The sequence below is a fragment of the Tritonibacter mobilis genome (assembly GCF_001681715.1).
Classification (GTDB): Bacteria; Pseudomonadota; Alphaproteobacteria; order Rhodobacterales; family Rhodobacteraceae; genus Epibacterium; species Epibacterium mobile.
Genome location: NZ_LNWY01000021.1, coordinates 1 through 17,696, shown reverse-complemented (window position 1 = coordinate 17,696; position 17,696 = coordinate 1). Strand labels below are relative to the sequence as shown.

The 17,696-nt window shown below is 56.2% G+C and carries 28 protein-coding genes; 4 read left to right on the top strand and 24 right to left on the bottom strand.

Features of this window, described 5'->3' with window-relative positions; genetic code table 11:
• Window positions 1-73 precede the first annotated feature (73 nt).
• From rplR to UB90_RS19000, 13 genes are all read right to left on the bottom strand, one after another.
• Window positions 74-433, bottom strand: coding sequence for a 50S ribosomal protein L18 (gene rplR / locus UB90_RS19060; RefSeq protein ID WP_005621834.1), 360 nt, complete (start codon window positions 431-433; stop codon window positions 74-76).
• Between the two features lie 11 nt (window positions 434-444).
• Entirely contained in the window at window positions 445-978 is a 534-nt protein-coding gene (rplF, locus tag UB90_RS19055) for a 50S ribosomal protein L6 (RefSeq protein WP_005621838.1), read from the bottom strand.
• A gap of 15 nt (window positions 979-993) precedes the next feature.
• A complete protein-coding gene (gene rpsH / locus UB90_RS19050) occupies window positions 994-1,386 on the bottom strand; it encodes a 30S ribosomal protein S8 (protein WP_005621841.1) in 393 nt (130 codons plus the stop codon).
• A gap of 12 nt (window positions 1,387-1,398) precedes the next feature.
• A complete protein-coding gene (gene rpsN / locus UB90_RS19045) occupies window positions 1,399-1,704 on the bottom strand; it encodes a 30S ribosomal protein S14 (protein WP_005621844.1) in 306 nt (101 codons plus the stop codon).
• Between the two features lie 19 nt (window positions 1,705-1,723).
• Window positions 1,724-2,287 carry a 50S ribosomal protein L5 gene (gene rplE, locus UB90_RS19040; RefSeq protein ID WP_005621847.1) on the bottom strand — a complete coding sequence of 188 codons (564 nt, stop codon included), beginning with the start codon at window positions 2,285-2,287 and terminating at the stop codon, window positions 1,724-1,726.
• On the bottom strand, window positions 2,287-2,592 hold the full coding sequence (rplX, locus tag UB90_RS19035) for a 50S ribosomal protein L24 (protein ID WP_005621849.1): 306 nt from the start codon (window positions 2,590-2,592) through the stop codon (window positions 2,287-2,289). Before rplX ends, rplE begins: the two co-directional genes overlap by 1 nt.
• The gene (gene rplN, locus UB90_RS19030; protein ID WP_005621870.1) at window positions 2,592-2,960 is read right to left on the bottom strand and encodes a 50S ribosomal protein L14; all 369 of its coding nucleotides are present in this window, start codon (window positions 2,958-2,960) and stop codon (window positions 2,592-2,594) included. The genes rplX and rplN overlap by 1 nt, the downstream gene beginning before the upstream one ends.
• 101 nt (window positions 2,961-3,061) lie before the next feature.
• Window positions 3,062-3,292 carry a 30S ribosomal protein S17 gene (gene rpsQ / locus UB90_RS19025; RefSeq protein ID WP_005621877.1) on the bottom strand — a complete coding sequence of 77 codons (231 nt, stop codon included), beginning with the start codon at window positions 3,290-3,292 and terminating at the stop codon, window positions 3,062-3,064.
• A gap of 12 nt (window positions 3,293-3,304) precedes the next feature.
• Window positions 3,305-3,505 (bottom strand): 50S ribosomal protein L29, encoded by a 201-nt coding sequence (gene rpmC, locus UB90_RS19020; RefSeq protein WP_005621881.1) that lies wholly within the window; start codon window positions 3,503-3,505, stop codon window positions 3,305-3,307.
• A 230-nt stretch (window positions 3,506-3,735) separates the two neighbouring features.
• Window positions 3,736-4,776, bottom strand: a complete 1,041-nt coding sequence (locus tag UB90_RS19015) for a succinylglutamate desuccinylase/aspartoacylase family protein (RefSeq protein ID WP_009177189.1) — start codon at window positions 4,774-4,776, stop codon at window positions 3,736-3,738.
• Between the two features lie 72 nt (window positions 4,777-4,848).
• Window positions 4,849-5,469 carry a 2OG-Fe(II) oxygenase family protein gene (locus tag UB90_RS19010; protein ID WP_009176738.1) on the bottom strand — a complete coding sequence of 207 codons (621 nt, stop codon included), beginning with the start codon at window positions 5,467-5,469 and terminating at the stop codon, window positions 4,849-4,851.
• Window positions 5,470-5,586: 117 nt separating this feature from the next.
• Entirely contained in the window at window positions 5,587-6,297 is a 711-nt protein-coding gene (locus UB90_RS19005; RefSeq protein WP_065326698.1) for a substrate-binding periplasmic protein, read from the bottom strand.
• Window positions 6,298-6,367: 70 nt separating this feature from the next.
• On the bottom strand, window positions 6,368-6,622 hold the full coding sequence (locus tag UB90_RS19000) for a hypothetical protein (RefSeq protein WP_009176451.1): 255 nt from the start codon (window positions 6,620-6,622) through the stop codon (window positions 6,368-6,370).
• A 275-nt stretch (window positions 6,623-6,897) separates the two neighbouring features.
• Here UB90_RS19000 and UB90_RS18995 point away from each other — a divergent pair, with 275 nt between their 5' ends.
• A complete protein-coding gene (locus UB90_RS18995) occupies window positions 6,898-7,548 on the top strand; it encodes a glutathione S-transferase family protein (protein ID WP_065326706.1) in 651 nt (216 codons plus the stop codon).
• Window positions 7,549-7,636: 88 nt separating this feature from the next.
• Here UB90_RS18995 and rplP read toward each other — a convergent pair whose 3' ends face one another.
• From rplP to rplB, 5 genes are read right to left on the bottom strand one after another with little or no spacing between them, the layout of a single operon-like run.
• On the bottom strand, window positions 7,637-8,050 hold the full coding sequence (rplP, locus tag UB90_RS18990) for a 50S ribosomal protein L16 (RefSeq protein WP_005621901.1): 414 nt from the start codon (window positions 8,048-8,050) through the stop codon (window positions 7,637-7,639).
• 12 nt (window positions 8,051-8,062) lie between these two features.
• The gene (rpsC, locus tag UB90_RS18985) at window positions 8,063-8,782 is read right to left on the bottom strand and encodes a 30S ribosomal protein S3 (RefSeq protein WP_065326699.1); all 720 of its coding nucleotides are present in this window, start codon (window positions 8,780-8,782) and stop codon (window positions 8,063-8,065) included.
• Window positions 8,782-9,162 carry a 50S ribosomal protein L22 gene (gene rplV / locus UB90_RS18980; RefSeq protein ID WP_005621907.1) on the bottom strand — a complete coding sequence of 127 codons (381 nt, stop codon included), beginning with the start codon at window positions 9,160-9,162 and terminating at the stop codon, window positions 8,782-8,784. Before rplV ends, rpsC begins: the two co-directional genes overlap by 1 nt.
• 3 nt (window positions 9,163-9,165) lie before the next feature.
• Entirely contained in the window at window positions 9,166-9,444 is a 279-nt protein-coding gene (rpsS, locus tag UB90_RS18975) for a 30S ribosomal protein S19 (protein ID WP_005621910.1), read from the bottom strand.
• Between the two features lie 3 nt (window positions 9,445-9,447).
• Entirely contained in the window at window positions 9,448-10,290 is an 843-nt protein-coding gene (rplB, locus tag UB90_RS18970) for a 50S ribosomal protein L2 (protein WP_008207548.1), read from the bottom strand.
• Window positions 10,291-10,610: 320 nt separating this feature from the next.
• Here rplB and UB90_RS18965 point away from each other — a divergent pair, with 320 nt between their 5' ends.
• Complete coding sequence (locus tag UB90_RS18965; RefSeq protein ID WP_065326700.1) at window positions 10,611-12,056, top strand: P-loop ATPase, Sll1717 family; 1,446 nt, start codon at window positions 10,611-10,613, stop codon at window positions 12,054-12,056.
• Window positions 12,057-12,135: 79 nt separating this feature from the next.
• Here UB90_RS18965 and UB90_RS18960 read toward each other — a convergent pair whose 3' ends face one another.
• The 5 genes from UB90_RS18960 to UB90_RS18940 form a co-directional block, all read right to left on the bottom strand.
• Window positions 12,136-12,432, bottom strand: a complete 297-nt coding sequence (locus UB90_RS18960) for a 50S ribosomal protein L23 (RefSeq protein WP_009176651.1) — start codon at window positions 12,430-12,432, stop codon at window positions 12,136-12,138.
• Window positions 12,429-13,046, bottom strand: coding sequence for a 50S ribosomal protein L4 (gene rplD / locus UB90_RS18955; RefSeq protein ID WP_005621925.1), 618 nt, complete (start codon window positions 13,044-13,046; stop codon window positions 12,429-12,431). The genes UB90_RS18960 and rplD overlap by 4 nt, the downstream gene beginning before the upstream one ends.
• Window positions 13,043-13,762: a 50S ribosomal protein L3 gene (gene rplC, locus UB90_RS18950; protein WP_009176269.1), complete on the bottom strand. Its 720-nt coding sequence runs from the start codon at window positions 13,760-13,762 to the stop codon at window positions 13,043-13,045. Before rplC ends, rplD begins: the two co-directional genes overlap by 4 nt.
• Before the next feature lie 18 nt (window positions 13,763-13,780).
• Entirely contained in the window at window positions 13,781-14,095 is a 315-nt protein-coding gene (gene rpsJ, locus UB90_RS18945; RefSeq protein ID WP_005621947.1) for a 30S ribosomal protein S10, read from the bottom strand.
• A 685-nt stretch (window positions 14,096-14,780) separates the two neighbouring features.
• The gene (locus tag UB90_RS18940) at window positions 14,781-15,269 is read right to left on the bottom strand and encodes an NYN domain-containing protein (RefSeq protein WP_009176865.1); all 489 of its coding nucleotides are present in this window, start codon (window positions 15,267-15,269) and stop codon (window positions 14,781-14,783) included.
• Between the two features lie 213 nt (window positions 15,270-15,482).
• Here UB90_RS18940 and UB90_RS18935 point away from each other — a divergent pair, with 213 nt between their 5' ends.
• Together UB90_RS18935 and UB90_RS18930 are read left to right on the top strand one after the other, a co-directional pair.
• Entirely contained in the window at window positions 15,483-16,322 is an 840-nt protein-coding gene (locus UB90_RS18935; RefSeq protein WP_065326701.1) for a phytanoyl-CoA dioxygenase, read from the top strand.
• Between the two features lie 4 nt (window positions 16,323-16,326).
• Complete coding sequence (locus tag UB90_RS18930; RefSeq protein ID WP_065332054.1) at window positions 16,327-17,241, top strand: aldo/keto reductase; 915 nt, start codon at window positions 16,327-16,329, stop codon at window positions 17,239-17,241.
• 170 nt (window positions 17,242-17,411) lie between these two features.
• Here the strand turns inward: UB90_RS18930 and UB90_RS18925 are convergent.
• Window positions 17,412-17,696 (bottom strand): EF-Tu C-terminal domain-related protein (locus tag UB90_RS18925; protein WP_456293453.1); only part of this gene is annotated, 285 nt, incomplete at its 5' end.

Sequence of the window (17,696 nt, the reverse complement as noted above, 5' to 3'; positions counted from 1 at the left end):
CGGGACCACCAAGGCGGTCCACTCTTTCCAAAATCGCTCGGGCGCCCCGGCCAGCGGGACGCCCGGTTGATCCTTAGATCTTCAGACCACCTTCACGCGCAGCGTCGGCCAGAGCCTTCACTTTGCCATGATAGAGGAAACCGCCACGATCGAAGTATGCTTCGGTCACGCCAGCCGCTTTCGCGCGCTCTGCGATCACGGAACCCACTTTGGTTGCCGCTTCGATGTTGTTCTTGCCTACAAAACCAAGATCCTTTTCCAGGGTCGAGGCTGCGGCGAGAGTCACACCTTTGACGTCGTCGATCAGCTGAACAGAGATGTTCTTGTTCGAGCGGTGCACGGAGAGACGCAGACGACCTGCGTTCACCTTGCGAAGCTTGTTCCGGACGCGCAGACGACGCTTCAGAAACAGGGTACGTTTGCTGTTTGCCATTTTGCTTGTCCTTACTTCTTCTTGCCTTCCTTGCGGAAGATGAACTCGCCTTTGTAGCGGATGCCTTTGCCTTTGTAGGGCTCGGGACGACGCCAGTCGCGGATTTTCGCCGCCACTTCGCCTACCGCTTGCGCGTCTGCACCTTCCACAACGATTTCGGTCTGCTTCGGTGCGGTGATGGTGACACCTTCCGGAGCAGTGAAATCGACGTCGTGGCTGTAGCCAAGGTTCAGCTTCAGGGTGTTGCCCTGCATCTGAGCCCGGTAACCAACACCCTGAATTTCAAGCTCTTTCTTGAAACCTTGGGTGACGCCCTGAACCATGTTGGCAACCATGGTGCGGGACATGCCCCACTGCTGACGCGCGCGCTTGGATTTACCGCGCGGCTCAACTTTCACCACGTTGTCCTCAACAGTGAGGGTGACGTCGTCAGTTGCGGTGAAGGTCTGGGCGCCTTTCGGGCCCTTCACTTCGATGGTCTGGCCGGACAGGCTCGCGGAAACACCGCTGGGCAGGTCGACCGGTTTTTTACCAATACGAGACATTGTGCACAGGCCTCCTTAGAAGACGGTGCAAAGCACTTCGCCACCAACGTTGGCCGCGCGTGCGTTTGCATCCGACATCACACCTTTGGGGGTGGAGACAATCGACACACCCAGGCCCTGACGGACCGACGGGATGTCATTGACGCCCATGTAAACGCGACGACCGGGTTTGGAGACCCGCTTCAGTTCGCGAATAACAGGTTCGCCTTCGTAGTACTTCAGGCTGATTTCCAGCGCCGGATGGCCGCGTTCATCAGTCGCGCTCTCATAGCCGCGGATGTAGCCCTCGGACTGCAGCACATCCAGAACCCAAGCGCGCAATTTGGACGCCGGAGTCATGACAGTGGATTTGCCACGCAGTTGAGAGTTACGGATACGGGTGAGCATATCGCCGATAGGATCGTTCATATTGTCTCTCCCTTACCAGCTCGATTTCACCATGCCGGGGATCTGGCCATTGGAGCCCAGTTCCCGCAGAGCGATCCGGCTTACCTTCAGCTTACGGTAGTAAGCGTGGGGACGGCCGGTCAGCTGGCAGCGGTTATGCAGACGGGTTGCCGAGCTGTTGCGCGGCAGTTTCGCCAGTTTCAGACGCGCTTTGAAACGCTCTTCCATCGGGCGGGATTCGTCATTCGCGATCTCTTTAAGCTCGGCACGTTTGGCAGCGTATTTGGCCACCAAGCGCTCGCGCTTTTTCTCGCGTTCGATCATTGCTTTTTTAGCCATGGTCTCTTCCTCTCCGCGATCAGCTGTTGAAGGGCATGTTGAAAGCTTTCAACAGCGCCTTAGCTTCCGCGTCGGTGTTCGCGGTGGTGGCAATTACGATGTCCATGCCCCAGGCTTCGTCGATCTTGTCGAAATCGATTTCCGGGAACACGATGTGCTCTTTCAGGCCAAGGGCGTAGTTGCCACGACCGTCGAAAGAGGTGCCGGACACACCGCGGAAGTCGCGGATCCGGGGCATCGCGATGGTGATCAGACGGTCGAGGAATTCATACATCCGCTCGCCACGCAGGGTCACCTTTGCACCCATCGGCATGCCTTCACGAACGCGGAAGCCAGCGATGGAGTTCTTTGCAACGGTGGTCAGCGCTTTCTGACCGGCGATCTTGGTCAGGTCTTCCTGAGCCGATTTCGCCTTCTTGCTGTCTTTGACGGCTGCACGGCCGCAGCCGATGTTCAGAACGATCTTATCCAGCTTAGGGATCATCATCTCGTTCTTGTAGCCGAATTCCTCTTTGAGGGCGCCACGGATGGTGTCCTTGTAGAGGGTCTTCAGACGCGGGGTGTAGGTTGCATCGTCAAGCATCAGACAGTCTCCCCGGTGGTTTTTGCAAAGCGCACCTTCTTGCCGTCTTCTTCGCGGAAGCCGACGCGGGTTGCTTTGCCGTTGGAGTCCAGCAGAGCCAGGTTCGAAAGATCGATCGGCAGGGCCTTGGGCAGGCGGCCACCTTGCGATGTCTGGGTCTGACGGGTGTGACGGATGGCCATGTTCACGCCATCTACGACAGCTTTACCGGCTTTGGGGTCAACGGAGGCAATGGTGCCTTCTTTGCCCTTATCGCGACCAGCAAGCACGACGACCTTGTCGCCTTTGCGCAGTTTAGCAGCCATTAGAGCACCTCCGGAGCGAGCGAGATGATCTTCATGAAGTTCTTCGCGCGAAGTTCGCGAACAACCGGGCCGAAGATACGGGTGCCGACCGGCTCGTTGTTGTTATTCAGGATAACAGCAGCGTTGCGGTCAAAACGGATTGCGGTGCCGTCTTCACGACGGACCTCTTTGGCGGTGCGAACGACAACGGCCTTACGGACGTCACCCTTCTTCACGCGACCGCGCGGGATGGCTTCTTTAACCGAGACGACAATAATGTCGCCAACGGAAGCGTACTTACGCTTGGAGCCACCCAGAACCTTGATGCACTGAACTCGGCGAGCGCCGGAGTTATCAGCTACATCCAGATTTGTTTGCATCTGGATCATGTGGTTTCTCCCGACCTTTGGGGCAGCGATGCGTGCTGTGATCCCCCAGGGTTTCGACTGTGCTAAAAAGCCTAGTCGCCAGGAGCCTGAATTTCAGGCTCTTAGGCTTCCAGAACTTCCCAGCGTTTCGTTTTCGATTTCGGCGCGCATTCGATGATGCGTACGGAGTCGCCGACCTTGAAAGCGTTCTTTTCATCGTGAGCCCGGTACTTTTTGGACTTACGGATGGTTTTCTTCAGAACCGGGTGTGTGAAACGACGTTCCACGGACACGGTGACGGTCTGAGCGTTTGCGTCGGAGGTCACGACGCCTTGCAGGATACGTTTGGGCATCTGTAGAGCTCCTTATTCAGCCGCTGCTGCGGCTTTTTCGTTCAGGATGGTTTTCACGCGAGCAGCGTTGCGGCGTGCCGCTTTGATGCCTGCAGTGTTTTCCAGCTGACCAGTCGCTTGTTGAAAGCGCAGGTTGAAGCTCTCTTTTTTGAGGTTTGCGAGTTCATCGCGGAGCTCGTCCACGGTTTTGTCGCGCAGATCCTTGGCGTTCATCGCCTTGCGTTCCTTTCCTTGGCACCAGAGGGCCCCTTATGGTGGGTCACCCTTTACCCTGGTGGGTTATGTCGTCTGCAGGATATGCAGAAAAAGAATCGCCCGACACAATCCGACTCGCGAATTGCGGTGAGCGATGCGTCCCTCTACAGGAGGGGGGCTGGGAGGGCAAGGGAAAGATGCGCGTCCCTTTGGACGACCGAAAATCTTTATGCTGGCCCCTTCCCTGCTCAAATAATCTCGTCCTCATCAAACATCGCTGCCCCATCAAGCTGCGCATTCAACGTTTCGATCTGCTGCTCAGCGGTTGCTGAGTTCACGGTGGCGATGTGAAACAACGCATCCCCTTCGTTCACGATGGGTAGGTTGGCGCGGCCGATGATGAGGCCCGTCTGGCTGGCGGTCAGCTCCATCTCTTCCTCGCCGAAAGGATCAGCGACGATCCCCAGCACGTCACCGGGTTCGACCATCTCACCGATTGTTTTATAGGCGCGCAGTAGCCCCCCTGCCGGCGCGCGCTCCCACGCGGAATCAGCGGCGCGCACCGGCACGCCTTCGGCCAATGGTACGCCGTCCTCAGGGATCATATCGAGCGCATGCATCACCCGCAGGATACCCGCAACGCCAACACGGGCGGATTGCTCGTCAAATCTCAGCCCCTCCCCTGCTTCATAGAGCAGAATATCAACGCCCGCCTTTTGCGCTTCTTTGCGCAGGGACCCATCGCGCAAGCCCGAGCGGATCACCACCGGCGCGCCAAAGGCATCAGCATAGGCGAGGGTCTCTTGCGCCTTGGGAGAAACGCGGATCTGCGGCAGGTTTGTGCGGTGGATCGCAGCGGAATGCAGATCAATACCAAGGTCTGAGCGGGCCACGATCTCGGTCATAAAGAGATGTGCCAGACGGCTGGCGAGTGAGCCGCCTTCGCTGCCGGGAAAACAGCGATTGAGGTCGCGCCGGTCCGGCAGATAACGCGAATGATTGAGAAAGCCGAAGGTGTTGACGATGGGCACAACGATCAGCGTGCCGCGCAAGCGCGAAAACTGGCGGCTGCGCAACAGGCGGCGGGCAATTTCCACGCCGATCACCTCATCTCCATGAATGGCCGCCGACACGAATAGCGTCGGGCCGTCCTCAGCGCCGTGGATGACATGGGCGGACATATTGACCGGCGTATGGTCGGACAACACGCTCACCGGCAGATCGACCGTGCGCCGGGTGCCGGGCGGAATATGAAAGCCGCCGATTTCAAAAGGTGAACGCCGCGCCATGAAAAAGCCTCTCGGAAGTGTTTTCCGAGAGGCTATGCAGCTTTGCGGGTATTTACAATCTGTCTGGCGCGCTCAGGCCCAAGCGTAATTGAAAGACACGGAAATCCGCTCGTCTTCGGACATGTTCATCGGCACCTCATGGCGAATGAAGCTCTCCCACAAGAGGACATCGCCCACATTTGGTGCCTCGTAGACAAAGGTGCGCAGCTCACGGCGACAGTCTTTGGTGCGGGGCGGGTGCGCCATCATCATCGCGTGACGCGGATCTTCCAGTTTCAGCGCCGAGGCCCCGTCCGGCATCGACACATAGGTAGTGCCAGAAATCACGGAATGCGGGTGGATGTGGCTGGCATGGGTGCCGCCTTCGGGCAGGATGTTGATCCAAAGATCCTCCAGCTTCAGTTCACGCCCGTCGAGATTGAGTTCCAGATCCTGCGCAAAGGCCGCGACATGCGCATCCAGCGACTTGACCAGATCGGCAAAGATCGGAAACCGCCACGGCAGATCGGTGAGCGACGCATAGGAGGTATAGCCGGGATAGCCGTTTTCCTCGCACCAGTCCTGCCCCGCCTCGTCATCCTCGGCGATGGTGATGCAGGAGGCTTCCATCTCCTGCGGGTCAATCTTGGGGCCGTGCTCGGAGAGCGCAGCCCGGTAAAGGCGGGTCACAAAGAGGGAATCGATCTGGGCCATGGCGCTCTCATAGCGCAAGCGCGACAGGTTTGGCGAGAGGCCCCGCATTCCAGATCTCTTCTTGCAAGGGTGCACACGCCAGACGTAGGCGTGTGCTGTATCATACAGGGTGACCGGTTATTCGTATTTCGCCATGATTTCGGCCTGCGTGCCGTCGTCAATCATGCTCTGCAGCGCCTCTTGCATACGTGCGACAAGGGCCTGATCGGTCTTGTGGCTACAGGCCACCGACATGGTGGTTGTCGAAATCACCAGCGCCTCTTCGATCTCGGCCCCATCGGCAAGTGCTGCCTCTAGGAACGAACCAGAGGTCGCCATCAGATCAATACGGCCCTGAAGCAGTTTTTTGAGCGTCGCAGATTGCGAGGGCGCGAGATCGATCGCCTCAAACCCTGCCTCCTCCAGCACTCCAACCGTGTAGTCCCCGGTCTGGGTGCCGGTTCGATATCCGCGCGCATCGTCGATTGAGGCCGGAGCGATATCGCTGCCCGCCTTGCGCACCAGAATGGTGCTGTCGCTCGCCAGAGGTTCAACCCACAGAAAGTTCGGGTCACGCTCTTCGGTGTGCGTGGTGCTGAACACGCAAGTATTGGGGCGGCGTTCCGCCTGACCGATGGCGCGTGACCATTGCGTCAGTTCCGCCTCATAGGTGATCCCGGCACGGTTCATCATTTCAAACACCTGATCCGCACCGATGCCGACGATTTCGCCGTCGCGCTCAAAATTCATGGGCGCGTAATCCTCGGTCAACAACATGACATCTGCGGCCTGCGCGGCCCCTCCAAGAGCAAGGGCGACGGCGGTGGCGACACTGGTTACGAACTTCATGAGGAAGCTCCCTTTTTGTTGGTTTCTATTCCGAGCCGGAGTTTATGTGCAGAATCTGAATGAATAGTTCTCAGCGGTCAGCTCTGGGAGGGTCATCAAAAACATAGGCGCAGCCCTCGATCACCATGCCCCGATCCGATGCCATTGGATTCCCCACCAAGAACCAACGCCAGCCTCCGCCGCCTGAAATCCCGCGGGAATAGGTGCAGCCATTGGCCAACGTCCAATAGGTGGCATCCTGATACCGATAGGGCGCCTGAGAGATCCGGGTGACCTGCGACGGGTCAGAACTGTCGATAGAAAGAGGCTCTTGTGTGCAGGACATAACAACACTCAGGCTTAGGACCAAACTGCAGAGCAAAACGCGTCGTATGGGTATCATGATGCAGCCTCGTTCGGTCAAAACGCGTGTCATCCACGCAGCACCAACCATAGGAACAATTCATGAACAATTGACCAATTCAGCATGAGACCAGCGTGAATTCACCCACCCGAGCCGATACTAACCGCCGCCATCAACATCCCAGAACAAGGAGATTTTCTTTGGCGGTGCAGCGCCTTAGCATCGCCGCATATCAAACACGCAGAAAGGTCACCGCAATGCTGGAAATTTGGGGGCGCAGATCATCATCAAATGTTCAGGCCTTGATGTGGTGCGTTGAAGAGCTGAACCTTGAGGCGGTCCGCCATGATGCGGGCTTTATCTATGGGGTGACCGACACGGATAGCTTTGCGAGGATGAATCCAAACCGTACGGTTCCCGTCCTAAAAGATAACGGTGGGGAAGCCTTATGGGAGACGGGCGCAATTCTGCGCTATCTGGCAGATCGCTACGGGCCCTCCTCCTTTTGGCCCAAAGCCCCCGCAGAGCGCGCACAGGTGGATAAATGGGCAGAATGGGCCAAGCTCAATGTCGCGCTGCAGTTTACGGGGCCGGTCTTTTGGCGGGTTGTCCGCACGCCGGAAGCCGACAAAGACCCGGAGGCCATCGCCCCTGCCCTTCGCGCTCTTCACGCAAATTTATTGATCGCCGAGGAGCACCTGCAGCACAACACTTGGCTTTCTGGCGATAGTTTCACCTTGGCAGACATTCAGATGGGGCATGTGCTCTATCGATATTTTGACATCGATATCGCGCGCCCGAAGCTGCCAAATTTGCGGCGGTATTATGAGCGCCTGATGGAACGCCCTGCGTATCTGGCGCATGTGGCAATCAGCTATGAGGAACTGCGCGGCGCTCTGCCCGGTTGAACCACCCGTCCGCAGGGCCGCCGTATCAAACGAAAAGCCCCCCGCCAGTTGCCTGACGGGGGGCTTAATCAGTTACGGAAAACCGGGATTACCAGTCTTCGCGCACCACGATGCGGGTCTGAACCGGCAGCTTCATAGCTGCGAGGCGCAGAGCTTCGCGGGCGATGTCTTCATTGACGCCGTCAATTTCAAACATCACGCGGCCCGGCTTCACTTTGCACGCCCAGAAGTCCACGGAGCCTTTACCTTTACCCATACGCACTTCGACGGGCTTGGAGGTCACCGGGGTGTCCGGGAAGATACGGATCCAGACACGACCTTGACGTTTCATGTGACGGGTCATTGCACGACGCGCAGCTTCGATCTGACGGGCGGTCACACGCTCGGGTGTCACTGCCTTCAGGCCGTAGGTGCCGAAGTTCAGGTCGGAACCGCCTTTTGCGAGGCCTTTGATCCGGCCTTTGTGCATCTTGCGGAATTTAGTACGCTTTGGCTGAAGCATGTCGCGTTCTCCTTAGCGATCGCCACGACGGTTGCCGCCTGCACCGCGAGGTGCCGGACCGTCCTGGAGTTCCTGAGCCTTGCGATCACGCGCCTGAGGATCATGCTCCATGATCTCACCTTTGAAGATCCAGACCTTGATACCGATGATACCATAGGGGGTGGATGCTTCAGAGTGTGCGTAATCGATGTCTGCGCGCAGGGTGTGCAACGGCACACGACCTTCACGGTACCATTCGGTCCGTGCGATTTCTGCACCGCCCAGACGACCAGCGACGTTCACCCGGATACCCAGGGCGCCCATGCGCATGGCGTTCTGCACGGCCCGCTTCATCGCGCGACGGAAGGACACACGGCGCTCCAGCTGCTGGGCGATGGACTCGCCAACGAGCTGTGCGTCGAGTTCCGGCTTGCGAACCTCAACAATGTTCAGGTGCAGCTCGGACTCGGTCATGGAAGCGATCTTCCTGCGAAGAACTTCGATGTCCGCGCCTTTTTTGCCGATGATCACGCCCGGACGCGCGGTGTGAATGGTCACACGGCACTTCTTGTGGGGGCGTTCGATGATCACGCGGGCAACACCGGCCTGCTTGCACTCTTCCTTGATGAACTCACGGATCTTGATGTCCTCGAGGAGGAGATCACCGTAGTCCTTGGTGTCAGCGTACCAGCGGCTGTCCCAGGTGCGGTTGATCTGCAGGCGCATGCCAACCGGATTGACTTTATGTCCCATTAGGCTTGCTCCTCAACTTGACGCACCTTGATGGTGATCTCAGCGAACGGCTTCAGGATCTTGCCGAAGCGACCACGGGCCCGCGGACGACCGCGCTTCATGGTCAGGTTCTTGCCGACCCATGCCTCGGCGACGATCAGTTCATCGACGTCAAGGTTGTGGTTATTTTCGGCGTTCGCGATGGCGGACTGAAGGCATTTCTTCACGTCCTGTGCGATCCGCTTGTTGGAGAAAGTGAGGTCGGTCAGAGCCTTGTCCACTTTCTTGCCACGGATCATCTGAGCCACCAGGTTCAGTTTCTGCGGGCTGGTGCGAAGCATGCGGATTTTCGCCATTGCTTCGTTGTCTGCCACGCGGCGGGGGTTTTTATCCTTGCCCATGACTTACTTCCGCTTCGCTTTTTTGTCAGCGGCGTGACCATAATAGGTGCGGGTCGGGGAATACTCACCGAACTTCTGACCAATCATGTCTTCCGAGACGTTGACGGGAATGTGCTTCTGGCCGTTGTACACACCAAAGGTCAGACCCACGAACTGGGGCAGAATGGTGGAACGACGGGACCAGATCTTGATCACTTCATTGCGGCCGGATTCGCGCGCTGCTTCGGCTTTTTTCAGCACGTAAGCATCGACGAAGGGGCCTTTCCATACAGAGCGAGTCATAGATTAGCGCCCTTTCTTCTTAGCGTGACGCGAGCGGATGATCAGCTTCTGCGACGCCTTGTTGGTGTTGCGGGTGCGCTTACCCTTGGTCGGCTTACCCCATGGGGTCACCGGGTGACGACCACCGGAGGTCCGACCTTCACCACCACCATGGGGGTGGTCGATCGGGTTCATAACCACACCACGGACGCTCGGACGCTTGCCCTTGTGGCGCATACGACCGGCTTTACCGTAGTTTTGGTTGGAGTTGTCGGGGTTGGACACGGCACCAACGGTGGCCATGCATTCCTGACGGACCAAGCGCAGTTCGCCCGAGGACAGGCGGATCTGAGCGTAGCCACCATCACGACCAACGAACTGAGCGTAAGTACCGGCTGCACGGGCGATCTGGCCGCCTTTGCCGGGCTTCATTTCGATGTTGTGAACGATGGTACCGATCGGCATGCCCGAGAACGGCATTGCGTTGCCCGGCTTGATGTCTGCCTTTGCGGAGGCGATGACCTTGTCACCAACTGCCAGACGCTGCGGCGCGAGGATATAAGCCTGCTCGCCGTCTTCGTACTTCACCAATGCGATGAAGGCAGTCCGGTTGGGGTCATATTCAATGCGCTCGACGGTCGCGGCGACATCAAATTTATTCCGTTTGAAGTCAACGATCCGGTAAAGACGCTTTGCGCCACCACCACGGCGGCGAGAAGTGATCCGTCCGGTGTTGTTCCGGCCGCCCGATTTGGTCAAACCCTCAGTGAGAGACTTGACCGGACGCCCTTTCCAAAGCTCCGAACGGTCGATCAGAACCAGCCCACGCTGGCCCGGCGTCGTCGGTTTATACGACTTAAGTGCCATGCTTTCTGTCTTCCGTTTAGCGTGCCGAGCCTTAGGTTATTATCTTTGGCCCAGCTATGTTAAAGCCCCCTGCCTTGGCGCATCCGCGCCGGGTTCAGGTGACCGATGAAGGGCCCCGAAGGTCCCTGGGTCGAATGTCCCGACAAAGATAACGGCCCCGGAACGAATCCGAGGCCTGTCAGGATTGGTGCCGCATAGCAGAGGTTGGGGAAGGTGGCAAGTGAACAGCGAACCATACCGCACTGGAAAAGCGAAAAACGTAGTTTATACTAGTCCCGTCGATGGCGAACACGATGAAATTATGCAACAAAGGTTTCTAGATGCTAACATTTGATGACGAAACAATTTCCAATCTCTTTGGTGCAGAAGACGCGGAGAACGAATACCCCGAGCGGCTAAAAGAGTATTTTTTCCGAAACAAAGCCTATGAAAGCTTGAAAGCCGACCTCCCAATTCGAGTAGTGGTTGGGTATAAGGGCGTCGGAAAGAGCGCACTTCTGAAAATTTGCCACCTCGAAGACCTCGAGGATGAGGTTTTGTCTCTTTGGGTGCGCCCAAATGATGTTTTTGGAAACATTGACACGAAAGCGAACAGTTTTCTACAACTGATTGAAAATTGGAAAACAGGTCTTTCGACTCTTATAGTAAGAAAAGCACTCGAAGGTTGCAATCTGTACGAAGACGCTAGCACAGTTTCAAAAATTCAAGGCGGTGCCCGCCAGCTGATATCTGTTCTATATGCAAAGCTTCAAGACGCGGCTGGGACTTCCCCCAAGGATTCGAAGAAGTTAATCGAAAACTTCCTTCGGCACAAAAAGGTCCGAATTTACTTGGATGACCTTGATCGCGGGTGGGAAGGTAGACCAGAGGACATAAAAAACATTTCCGCCCTATTGAATGCCATTAGGGACATGGCAGGGGACGATCGAAATGTACAATTTCGAATTGGCTTACGAACGGATGTTTATCATCTGGTAAGAACCTCCGATGAATCTACAGATAAGATCGAAGGGAATTTGGTATGGCTATCATGGAATAACCACGAAATTCTTGCAACTCTAGTGAAGCGAGTTACCTCTTTTCTTGGCGACTCGATTGACCAGCAGGATCTTGTGAAACTCCCACAGGAGGAACTTGCTAGAAAGTTGGACCCGGTAATCGAACACCGGTTTCATGGTCGCGGCAAGTGGGCAAACATTCCAACAAGAAGGATTCTCATGACGCTAACACGGAAGCGTCCTCGCGATTTGGTAAAACTATTCTATTATTCAGCGAAAGAGGCTCACAGTTCTCACTCTGGCATAATTACTTCGGGCCATCTCCAAAATATCTTTGTCAAGTACAGCAACGAGCGCCTTACTGATATTGTAAACGAATTCAAAACTGAGGTACCAAACCTCAAAGACGTTTTCCTAACGATGCGCCAAACAAGAAAAGAAAAAGAAAGCGGAATAGGTCCAATTTTTGACGATGGACAATTAGTATCTAAAATGAAGACTGCAATTCAGTCAGGACAAATATTCTTCACGAACGGAGATCAGATGTCGCCAATAGCTCTGGCTCGATTTCTATATCGGAGCGACTTCGTAACCGCCAGAATGGACATGGACTCTGGGATTGTCCGGAAGCACTTCTCTGACAACCAATTACTGGCCGAAACGCAAGCTCAGTTCGGCTTCAAATGGGAAATACACCCTGCATATCGATGGGCACTGGACCCTCAGCGCGATAGGCATGATCAACCTTTTGATCTTTCAACAGACTGAAATATCCGCACGTTGATATCTCAACAGAAAAAGGCCCCCGCTTTCGCAGGGGCCTTTCCAATTCTCAGACAACCAAATCTCAGAGTCCGGTGGACACGTCGATGGTGTTGCCTTCTTCCAGGGTGACGTAGGCTTTTTTCACGTCTTTCCGCTTGCCCAGCTGGCCGCGGAAACGCTTGACCTTACCCTTAGTGACGGTGGTGTTGACCGCTTTGACCTTCACACCAAAGAGAGCCTCAACAGCTTCTTTGATCTGCGGCTTGTTGGAGTCGATTGCCACCTCGAACACCACTGCGCCGTTTTCGGACGCCATGGTGGATTTCTCGGTGATGATCGGCTTGCGGATCACGTCGTAGTGTTCTGCCTTCGCGCTCATTTCAGGCGAGCCTCCAGTGCTTCGACAGCCGACTTCGTGAGCACGAGGGTGTCACGCTTCAGGATGTCATAGACGTTTGCGCCCATCGACGGCAGGATATCCAGACCTTCGATGTTTTTGGCGGCACGAGCGAAGCCTTCGTTGACGGCAGCACCGTCGATGACCAGAGCGCGTTTCCAGCCCAGGTTTGCAACCTGTTTGGCCAGAGCGGCGGTCTTGCCTTCGGCTTCTGCGTTCTCGATCACGACCAGTTCACCCGCTTTTGCTTTGGCGGACAGCGCGTGGCGCAGACCCAGCTTGCGGAATTTCTTGGTCAGATCGTGGCCGTGGCTACGCGGGGTCGGACCCTTGTAGATACCACCTTTGCGGAAGATCGGCGCGTTACGGTCGCCGTGGCGTGCGCCACCGGTGCCTTTTTGGCGGTAGATCTTCTTGGTGGAGTAGGAGGTCTCGGAGCGGGTCTTCACCTTATGGGTGCCGGCCTGCGCGTTGTTGCGCTGCCAACGGACCATACGGTGCAGGATGTCCGCACGCGGCTCCAGGCCGAACAGGTCTTCGGACAGTTCGATGTCGCCCGCTTTGCCGCCGTCCAGTTTGATCACGTCAAGTTTCATGCTTCACCCCCTTCCGCGGGTGCTTCAGCCGCAGCTTCAGCAGCAGTCTTCAGAGCCGCCGGGAACGGCAGACCTTCGGGTGCTTTCTTCTTCACGGCGTCTTTGACGGTGACCCAGCCGGATTTCGGACCAGGAACAGCGCCTTTGATGAAGACCAGACCACGGTCGGCGTCGGTTTTGACAACCTCGAGGTTCTGGGTGGTCACGCGTGCAGCGCCCATGTGACCGGCCATCTTCTTACCTTTGAAGACTTTGCCCGGATCCTGACACTGACCGGTGGAACCGTGGGAACGGTGAGAGATCGACACGCCGTGAGAGGCACGCAGACCGCCGAAGTTCCAGCGCTTCATTGCACCGGCGAAACCTTTACCAATGGAGGTACCGGTGACGTCGACTTTTTGACCGGTCAGGAAGTGCTCGGCGGAGATTTCCGCGCCCACTTCGATCAGGCCGTCCGCGGGAACGCGGAACTCAACCAGCTTGCGCTTGGGCTCAACTTTGGAGGCCGCGAAGTGACCGCGCATCGCCTTGGAGACGCGCTTTACTTTTGCGGAACCAGCACCGAGCTGAACGGCAGTGTAGCCGTCTTTGTCTTCGGTACGCTGAGCGACAACCTGCAGGCCATCAAGGGAAAGAACGGTCACAGGGATCTGCTTGCCGTCTTCCATGAACAAGCGGGTCATGCCCACTTTTTTTGCGATAATACCAGAGCGCATATGAATTACCCTCCGATCTTATGACTGCAGCTTGATTTCGACGTCAACGCCAGCAGCCAGGTCGAGCTTCATCAGCGCGTCCACGGTCTGAGGAGTCGGGTCGACGATGTCGAGAAGACGCTTGTGCGTACGGATCTCGAACTGATCGCGGGATTTCTTGTCCACGTGGGGACCACGCAGAACAGTGAATTTCTCGATCTTGTTCGGCAGCGGGATCGGGCCGCGTACTTGTGCGCCGGTCCGCTTGGCAGTGTTGACGATCTCTTGTGTGGACGCATCCAGCACACGATAGTCAAATGCCTTCAGCCGGATACGGATGTTTTGGCTTTGCATCGTATAGCCTTTTAGTCAGGCGTTGGGGTTGAGAGGAAGGTCCCGTGCTCGTCACGCACCCTCATCGAACCCAAAAGGCGGGAATCACCCCGCCCATCTCCCGCAGTGCGGGATGGGGCCTGTTACACCTGTTGCAACAGTGTGGCAAGGGGGAGGAGAGGCTTTATGGATCATCGCAAACTCTCCCTCTCAGAACGGATCAAAACAAAACCCAGAAACACCATGCCAACGCTAAAGCCCAAGAATACAATCTCGCCGATCCAAAGCCACACTACGGCTCACCCACGCCTGTCAGTGAACACCTCCGTATAATAAATTTTTCCCTGCAAATCGCACCCCTTGCGCCGAAGGTCGTTCTTGATGCGACGAGCGTCAATACTCAACTTTCGACAACGTCCACTGCTCCTCTGAGCCGAACTTTGTAAGTACATCTCCGGTGGATGCGAACGGTAAATAACATAGACTACTGTTCTCGGCTTGGAAAAACTCCCCCCCCTCCAGCCCAAGCCCCGTTACGCGCCTGCTTACCTCTTTCGGCGCGCGAGGTTGCGCGTTGCGACCCAAATGGGCGCTACTTGAGCGTCCTCAAGCCTCTATCTGGCGAGCCAACTCTCGCACTTCCCGCACAGATCACGGGGTGGGTCGCCCCTCATAGGTCGTCCCCTCCCTTACCCAATCAGCGCCGCTAAGAGACTTTTTCCCTTGGCAGATCGAGCCAGATCTTGTCACCGCGATAGCCACCACGCACCACCCTGCCCGCGGCAGTCTCCTGCGCAAACTCCTGTTCCCAATCGCGAAACCGGTCACGGGAAACCACGATCCCGCCGCTGTCGCGCGCCAGCTTTAGGATATGCGGATCAGCAGGCTCGCCCTTGTGCACCACATGAGACTGCGCAGACCGAAGACCAAGCCTTTTGGCAAAGCTCGGCCCGTTCAAATAGCGCCCGGCCACCAGATAGCCTGCGTTCGCGTCGAAGACTACGCAAGGGCGGTAGCCGGCTGCCTCCAACGCCTCGATAGCATCTATCACAGGCTCCAGCGATAGAGTCTCACCCTTCCAGTAGAGCAGGTTCGACCCATCAATAATGGCGAGCCTTGCGGCCTGTCTCCCACGACGACGCAGGAGAAAAAACAGAAGGCCAACTAAAAATGCAAAAAAGAGAAATTCAACCATAGGCGGATTTGCTCTGAAACCACTTTGCAAATCAAGGCGCAAATTCGTCGCCCGCTGACTTTAGCGGCACAACACTTTGAGCCCCGCACGCACTGATCCACCTCGCACCCCAATTGCCGCATTCAATAGAGTTTTTCACTCGTTTTAAACGAATTGCACATATCACACCGACAGACCCTGCAACGGGTCAGATCAACTACGGGGCGACCGATCATGCAAACTCAGTATATCATCAACGGCACAGAAATCGCAGTTCAGCTCGCAGCTGAGGACGCTTATGGTGTGGGCTCAGATGAGGTGTTGTCCACCAAATTCAACGATATCACCAAACACACCGACTGGTATGGCGCTGGCTATACGACGCTGAAGGCTGATGATTTTTATGATCCGGCCACGATCTACAGCGAAACCACAGCGGCAATTGTCAAGATCATCACTGAGTTACGCCCAGAAATTGACCTCAGTGGTTTTACACTAGAGCGGTATCACGCTTACGTCGACGATGCGCTCCATGGCGAGGTGATCAAACGTAGCCGACGCCTGTTTCCAGCCGACCTCGGCTTTGATAGCGCCAAGATACTTAAAAATTTTAGCACCTACCTCGGGGTTAATCTGAGCTTTACCAATCCGCAAACGAATACGGATGTTTGGATGATCGCGCGCATCAACAAGCCCAAAAGTCACAACTACAATACGGTTCACAAAGACATTTACGAAGCCTTCGACGAACACGGTTCCGTGCCCAAGATGGTCAATATCTGGATCCCTGTATGTGGCGTGAACGATTGTAGTGGGCTACCGATGGCCCCTGGAAGCCACCTTCTGCCAGAGAGCGAAATCACCCGCACCAAAGCAGGTAGCACGATGAATGCTCAGCGCTACAGTGTTGCAAGTATTCGCGATTGGGGCGGAAACTCCAATCTGGTGCGAGAAAACCCGAAATCTGATGAATTCCTGATTTTCTCCTCCCATCTGATTCATGGCCTCGCCCTGAACAACAACGAAGACGAAACGCGCGTCTCCTTCGAATTCAGACTATACGAAAAGCTCTGACAACGTGCGCTATGGCAAGATCGGGTTTGGTTGCTGGCAACTGGGCGGGGAACAGACCGTCAACGGGATGCAAAACGGTTGGCACGTGGGTCCTGAGGCGCAACGCATCAAGCTCATCGAAGACGCAATCACGAGCGGGATTGATGTATTTGACACAGCGCAAGCCTATGGCGACGGAATAAGTGAAACCTTGCTCGGAACAGCCGTAAGCCGTTCCGGGCAAAGAGACGATCTGCTGATTGTCACAAAACTCTCGCACCTCAACACGTTTGCACCGGACGAGATCAGTTGGCCGACGTTCCTCTCCTGTCTTGATGATAGCCGCAGGCGGCTCCAGATGGATGTGATCGATGTGGTGTTGCTACACGGCCCCTCACTAGAATTACTCTCTGATCAGGTTCGGGCGCTTTTTGAGAGGGCGCGAGAGGAGGGATACATCAATTCCTATGGTGTCAGCCCCCGCAGCTGGGAAGATTTGCAACATGCGACTGACATCGGGTTTGGCACCTATCTGCAATGGAACTATTCGGCGCTGGAGCGTAGGTGCGATGAACAGTTTTTATCGAAACTACATCGGCGCGGGCAGAGCTTCATTGGCCGCTCCACCCTGTTTCGCGGCCTGATCACTGAAACCTTCTTTCGCGATGGTCCCGCCTGCCCCTTTTATGACGCCAGAGACCAGCTTCCTCAGGTGCTTCTGGCGAAAATCCACGAGAAAATCTCTGCCTTGCGCCCCGTCGCACAGGCTCTTGATCTTACACTCAGCGAGCTTGCTATTGGGGCCGCACTGTTAAATGAGTTGTCGCTGTGCAGCCTTGTTGGCATCAGCAAGCCAGAGCACCTGAGTTCTGTCATCAAAGTCAGAGACCTACCGCAAACAAAGCTCGACGAGATCAAATCTGCGCTTGAGGCCCTATAGATGTACCGCAGCGCTAAGATAGAGCGCAGCCCTATCTCCTAGGGCGAATGCTTCATCTTTTCCCAAATACCTCGGAGCGCGAGGCAGCGCCTCGCAACAAAAAAGGGCCTCCCGCGAAGGGAGGCCCTCTCTATTGTCACTCGCCGTTTAAATCAGGCGAGGCTCTTCGCTTACGCGAGGATTTTGGACACAACGCCCGCGCCAACGGTGCGGCCGCCTTCGCGGATCGCAAAACGCAGACCGTCTTCCATCGCGATCGGGGCGATCAGTTCAACTTCGAACTTCAGGTTGTCGCCCGGCATCACCATCTCGGTGCCGGCAGGCAGGGTCACGGTGCCGGTCACGTCGGTGGTGCGGAAGTAGAACTGCGGACGGTAGTTCGCAAAGAACGGCGTGTGACGGCCACCTTCTTCTTTGGTCAGAATGTAGGCTTCTGCCTCGAATTTGGTGTGCGG

What these genes read in the sequence shown, in the direction of transcription:
- rpsS (WP_005621910.1), bottom strand. Translation starts at nt 9,444, where the DNA reads ATGACTCGCTCTGTATGGAAAGGCCCCTTCGTCGATGCTTACGTGCTG.
- UB90_RS19010 (WP_009176738.1), bottom strand. Translation starts at nt 5,469, where the DNA reads ATGGCCCAGATCGATTCCCTCTTTGTGACCCGCCTTTACCGGGCTGCG.
- rpsH (WP_005621841.1), bottom strand. Translation starts at nt 1,386, where the DNA reads ATGAACGATCCTATCGGCGATATGCTCACCCGTATCCGTAACTCTCAA.
- rpmC (WP_005621881.1), bottom strand. Translation starts at nt 3,505, where the DNA reads ATGAACGCCAAGGATCTGCGCGACAAAACCGTGGACGAGCTCCGCGAT.
- rpsN (WP_005621844.1), bottom strand. Translation starts at nt 1,704, where the DNA reads ATGGCTAAAAAAGCAATGATCGAACGCGAGAAAAAGCGCGAGCGCTTG.
- rplV (WP_005621907.1), bottom strand. Translation starts at nt 9,162, where the DNA reads ATGGGCAAGGATAAAAACCCCCGCCGCGTGGCAGACAACGAAGCAATG.
- UB90_RS18995 (WP_065326706.1), top strand. Translation starts at nt 6,898, where the DNA reads ATGCTGGAAATTTGGGGGCGCAGATCATCATCAAATGTTCAGGCCTTG.
- rplC (WP_009176269.1), bottom strand. Translation starts at nt 13,762, where the DNA reads ATGCGCTCTGGTATTATCGCAAAAAAAGTGGGCATGACCCGCTTGTTC.
- UB90_RS18935 (WP_065326701.1), top strand. Translation starts at nt 15,483, where the DNA reads ATGCAAACTCAGTATATCATCAACGGCACAGAAATCGCAGTTCAGCTC.
- UB90_RS19015 (WP_009177189.1), bottom strand. Translation starts at nt 4,776, where the DNA reads ATGGCGCGGCGTTCACCTTTTGAAATCGGCGGCTTTCATATTCCGCCC.
- rplD (WP_005621925.1), bottom strand. Translation starts at nt 13,046, where the DNA reads ATGAAACTTGACGTGATCAAACTGGACGGCGGCAAAGCGGGCGACATC.
- rplE (WP_005621847.1), bottom strand. Translation starts at nt 2,287, where the DNA reads ATGCTTGACGATGCAACCTACACCCCGCGTCTGAAGACCCTCTACAAG.
- UB90_RS18965 (WP_065326700.1), top strand. Translation starts at nt 10,611, where the DNA reads ATGCTAACATTTGATGACGAAACAATTTCCAATCTCTTTGGTGCAGAA.
- rpsC (WP_065326699.1), bottom strand. Translation starts at nt 8,782, where the DNA reads ATGGGACATAAAGTCAATCCGGTTGGCATGCGCCTGCAGATCAACCGC.
- rplR (WP_005621834.1), bottom strand. Translation starts at nt 433, where the DNA reads ATGGCAAACAGCAAACGTACCCTGTTTCTGAAGCGTCGTCTGCGCGTC.
- rplX (WP_005621849.1), bottom strand. Translation starts at nt 2,592, where the DNA reads ATGGCTGCTAAACTGCGCAAAGGCGACAAGGTCGTCGTGCTTGCTGGT.
- UB90_RS19000 (WP_009176451.1), bottom strand. Translation starts at nt 6,622, where the DNA reads ATGTCCTGCACACAAGAGCCTCTTTCTATCGACAGTTCTGACCCGTCG.
- rpsJ (WP_005621947.1), bottom strand. Translation starts at nt 14,095, where the DNA reads ATGCAAAGCCAAAACATCCGTATCCGGCTGAAGGCATTTGACTATCGT.
- UB90_RS19005 (WP_065326698.1), bottom strand. Translation starts at nt 6,297, where the DNA reads ATGAAGTTCGTAACCAGTGTCGCCACCGCCGTCGCCCTTGCTCTTGGA.
- rplF (WP_005621838.1), bottom strand. Translation starts at nt 978, where the DNA reads ATGTCTCGTATTGGTAAAAAACCGGTCGACCTGCCCAGCGGTGTTTCC.
- rplP (WP_005621901.1), bottom strand. Translation starts at nt 8,050, where the DNA reads ATGCTTCAGCCAAAGCGTACTAAATTCCGCAAGATGCACAAAGGCCGG.
- rplN (WP_005621870.1), bottom strand. Translation starts at nt 2,960, where the DNA reads ATGATCCAGATGCAAACAAATCTGGATGTAGCTGATAACTCCGGCGCT.
- rpsQ (WP_005621877.1), bottom strand. Translation starts at nt 3,292, where the DNA reads ATGCCCAAACGTATCCTGCAAGGCGTCGTGACCTCCGACGCAAACGCT.
- UB90_RS18940 (WP_009176865.1), bottom strand. Translation starts at nt 15,269, where the DNA reads ATGGTTGAATTTCTCTTTTTTGCATTTTTAGTTGGCCTTCTGTTTTTT.
- UB90_RS18960 (WP_009176651.1), bottom strand. Translation starts at nt 12,432, where the DNA reads ATGAGCGCGAAGGCAGAACACTACGACGTGATCCGCAAGCCGATCATC.
- rplB (WP_008207548.1), bottom strand. Translation starts at nt 10,290, where the DNA reads ATGGCACTTAAGTCGTATAAACCGACGACGCCGGGCCAGCGTGGGCTG.